The organism is Pseudooceanicola sp. HF7 (assembly GCF_011806405.1).
Classification (GTDB): domain Bacteria; phylum Pseudomonadota; class Alphaproteobacteria; order Rhodobacterales; family Rhodobacteraceae; genus Pseudooceanicola.
In genome coordinates this window covers 1-1,319 of record NZ_JAATOW010000072.1, presented here as the reverse complement: position 1 = coordinate 1,319, position 1,319 = coordinate 1, and the positions used below count along the sequence as shown (strand labels likewise).

Annotated in this window: 1 protein-coding gene and 1 pseudogene; both read right to left on the bottom strand. The window is 68.3% G+C overall.

The genetic code is table 11. The annotated features are described in order from the left end of the window. Positions 1-452, bottom strand: a 452-nt coding sequence (locus HCZ97_RS20365; RefSeq protein WP_167690946.1) for an S-adenosylmethionine:tRNA ribosyltransferase-isomerase, incomplete at its 3' end; no start/stop codon positions are given. 78 nt (positions 453-530) lie between these two features. Beyond that, a pseudogene (locus tag HCZ97_RS20360) lies at positions 531-1,319 on the bottom strand (AsmA-like C-terminal region-containing protein); the annotation flags it as partial.

Here is a 1,319-nt window from a genome sequence, read left to right as displayed (position 1 = left end):
ATGGCGCCGGCCTCGGCCAGGGCCGCGTCGAAATCGGCGCCGCTCTGCTCGAAGCGCAACAGGCCCTGCCCCTCTTCGCGCCCCTCGACCACGGCCGACAGGCGCTCGGAAAACACCACGCGCTCACCGTCGCGGATCTTCTTCAGCGGCTTCAGCAGCGCCGCCCAGGTGCCATCGGCGCGCGGCTCCAGCAGCGTGACCTCGATCCGGGCAGAGGTTTCTCCCTGCTCGGAACTGCGATGCCGCAGGCCCGACAGCCGCGCCGGGATCACCCGCGTGTCGTTCAGCACCAGCCGGTCGCCGGGGCGCAGGTAATCGCCCAGGTCCCGCACGATCGCATCCGTGATCGCGCCGCCTTCGGCCACAAGCAACCTGGCCAAGGATCGGGGCTTCGCGGGACGCGTGGCAATCAGCGCCTCGGGCAGGTCGAAATCGAAATCTGAAAGTTGCATGGCTCCGTCGCCTATACCTGCCGCGCGGCCTGGGCAATAGGCTTCCGCCCATGGCATGGCGCGGGGACGCGGGCCTGCCTATTCCGGCTTTGGCGGCGCGCGGCGGAAGATCTCGCGGAAGGCGCCCGGGGTCAGCAGGGACAGCGGATTGACCTGCACGCGCGGCGCGGCCACCGGCCCCTGCAGCGTGAAGTTCATCCCGATCAGCCCTTCGCCCTTGCGCGTCAGAAGAGAGCCCACCGCATTGAGCAGGTAGAAAGGCGAAAACACCCCCTGCAGGTCCAGCTGCTTGGCCTGCGGATAGTAATAGCCATCCACCGATATGCCCGTCGACGCCCCCACAGCAGAGGCGCTCTTGATCGTTACCCGGTCCGGCGTGATCCGGAAGGCCGCATCCACTTCCGTGAACTTCAGCCCCTCGCCAGCCATCTGCTCGATCAGTCCGACGATGCTGAGGCCGGACATGATCTCTGCGATAACCGGGGCCTCGTAGACGGAGATATCCTTGATCAGCGCCGTGCCGTCATAGCTGCCCTTCGGCCCCAGCGGGACCAGGTCCACCACCAGGTGACCGTCGCTGGCGCTTTTCAGCAACCTGGCCGAGGTCAGCACCGCCCCCGCATCCGAAGAGGTCAGGCGGATCGCATTGCCCCTGTCGGTCGGCGTCACCTGCCCGGCAATCGCCGCGCCGCCGTTCAGCCGCCCGGTGAACCCACCAGAGATCCCGCGCCCCGGCGGGAAGTTGGCGCGCATCCCGCCCAGCCACATCCCGTCGCTGATCACCAGCCGGTCCAGCGCCAGGTTGATCGGCCCGCTCGCCTTGCCGCTTGGCGCGGGCAGACCGCGAATATCCACGCGCCCGCCGGT